Annotated in this window: 3 protein-coding genes and 1 tRNA gene; 1 reads left to right on the forward strand and 3 read right to left on the reverse strand. The window is 45.1% G+C overall.

All coding sequences use genetic code 11. The features are described from left to right. Positions 1-69: 69 nt before the first annotated feature. Positions 70-142 (forward strand) — tRNA-Thr (locus F6K20_RS35605). A 34-nt stretch (positions 143-176) separates the two neighbouring features. On the opposite strand, the gene F6K20_RS35610 is transcribed toward F6K20_RS35605, so the two are convergent. From F6K20_RS35610 to F6K20_RS35620, 3 genes are all read right to left on the reverse strand, one after another. After that, complete coding sequence (locus tag F6K20_RS35610) at positions 177-650, reverse strand: RNA-guided endonuclease TnpB family protein (RefSeq protein ID WP_193374725.1); 474 nt, start codon at positions 648-650, stop codon at positions 177-179. Further along, the gene (locus F6K20_RS35615) at positions 616-1,476 is read right to left on the reverse strand and encodes an RNA-guided endonuclease InsQ/TnpB family protein (protein ID WP_008191717.1); all 861 of its coding nucleotides are present in this window, start codon (positions 1,474-1,476) and stop codon (positions 616-618) included. Before F6K20_RS35615 ends, F6K20_RS35610 begins: the two co-directional genes overlap by 35 nt. Before the next feature lie 274 nt (positions 1,477-1,750). Next, the coding region (locus F6K20_RS35620) for an NTP transferase domain-containing protein (protein ID WP_353736886.1) at positions 1,751-2,106 on the reverse strand (356 nt) is incomplete at its 5' end.

A 2,106-nucleotide genomic window follows, 5' to 3' on the forward strand; every position in this document is an offset into this window, starting at 1 on the left:
TGGTGGTGATGGATGATCAGACCGGAAGCTTTGACAAGTGTTATACTTAGTGTTATAGTTAAAAAGATTGCTGGTGTAGCTCAGTTGGTAGAGCAGCTGATTTGTAATCAGCTGGCCGCGGGTTCGAATCCTGTCACCAGCTTTTGACACTCCCCGCCCTGGAAGGACGGGGATTCTCACTTCAGCGAGCTGTCTTGCTCACCCAAACCGGAGTCAGGGAGAGTAGAGGACAATTCTCCATGAGCGTTCGGATCAATGATCCAGGTTCCGGTGTGCCCCACCGTACCCAAGGCTTTCTCTAAAATGTTGATTGCGGCGTTGTGGTCGCGGTCTAGTTGACAACCACATTTGCAGGTGTGAGTCCTGGTCGATAGAGACTTCTTCACTACCTCGCCGCACTGAGAACAGTTTTGACTAGTGTAGGCGGGGTTTACTGCAACAGTAACCCTGCCAAATTTAGTTCCAAAATGTTCCAGCCATTTTCGGAATTGATACCAACCTGCATCATTAATAGACTTGGCTAGACAGTGATTTTTAACCAAATTCCTGACTCTTAGATCTTCGTAGGCGACCAGATCGTTAGACCGGATTACGCAGCGCGCCGGAGACGAAACCTTAGAAGAGTGCAGCCTTACAACAAAACCTGCCACCTTTGATGCATAGCCTATCAACTATAAAGGCTGCACTCTTCTTGCGGTAACTTCTAACCAGTCTCTTGGCGTGCTCTTCACGTTGCCTGCTTATTCTAAGGTGATGTCTGCCTAGTCTATTAATAGCCTTCTTTCGGTTAGCTGAGCCTTTCTTTTTTCGAGAAACCCGACGTTGATAAAACTTAAGGCGTTGTTCTCCTTTTCTATAAAATCTGGGGTTAGATTCAGCATTGCCGTCGGAATCAGTATAGAAGTCCTTCAATCCTACATCTAAGCCGACAGTATTACCAGTAGGCTTCAAAGCCTCATTGTTATCGACAGCGATACAGAATTGGACATAATAACCATCAGCTCTTTTTACTATCCGAACCCGTTTGATCTGTTTCTTATCGAAACGCCACAAGTCCCATGTGCCTTTGAGCTTAAGCTTCCCAATTCCTTTTTTGTCGGTGAACGTAATTGACTTCTTGTCAGGGGACAACTTCCAGCCTGACTGCTTATACTCAACTGAGCGGCAATGTTTTTGGAATCTTGGAAATCCTTTTTTCCCAGGTACACTTTTCTTACAGTTGTCGTAAAAACGGGCGATTGATGACCATGTTCTTTCAGCCGCAGCCTGGCGAGCAGTTGAGTTCAAAGCGTTAGTGAAGGGAAATTCTTTGGCTAAGACCTTGCAATATTTGTTTAAATCGTATTTATTTATGCCTTTGTTGTCAATCCACAATCTAAGACAGCTATTGCGAACAAACTTAACCGTTCTGATCGCCTCTTCAATGGCTTGATATTGCTGCTTCTTTCCGTAAGCCTTGAACTCAAGAATGATCATCAGGAATCGAGCTTTTTTGTAACATATTTATGCTAACAATTATAGCACAAACCAGCCAGTATTATGGCTAGAAAAAGCCGTCCTAGAAGGACGGGGTTTTAGACCCATTTTTTTTGATAAAAAAAATAGTTATAGCGTTTATTGCATGTATGAGGTACACTTCTCAACCTCAAAGTCCCCCTTTTTAAGGGGGATTTAGGGGGATCCCTTTGTACCTCATGGGAAAGAGAATTGCTATCAAACAACTAGGCACTTCCGGCCTGATCGCCACTGCTTAATCCTGTATTTCCAACTGTTCTAGGTCAGCAGGGGTATTGCAGTTAAAAAATAGCCTAGTGTCACTGACTAGCAACTCCTGTACTGGATGCTGGGCCAACCAACGCTGAAATGACCTTCCCCCTTGATTGATAAACTCAGTGAGGCTTGGTAGACACTGGCGTCGGTAAAAACCGCACAGGGGTTCCCAGCCCTTGGGGTTTCGTGGCAATAGTGCGTTCGCGTAGCGTGACTTTTGGTCAATCGCGTAGCGTGACCTTTGGTCAATCGCATTTTCCCGAGTCTGCTCCAAATGCTTGAGCCAACCTTGCACAACCTCTGCTTTTAATTGGGGTAAATCACAAGCCAGTAACA

The sequence above is a fragment of the Moorena sp. SIO2C4 genome (assembly GCF_010672485.1).
GTDB lineage: Bacteria > Cyanobacteriota > Cyanobacteriia > Cyanobacteriales > Coleofasciculaceae > Moorena > Moorena producens.

Bases quoted from the DNA above. Each gene is read 5' to 3' on its own strand.
- F6K20_RS35615 (WP_008191717.1), bottom strand. From the start codon at position 1,476: ATGATCATTCTTGAGTTCAAGGCTTACGGAAAGAAGCAGCAATATCAA.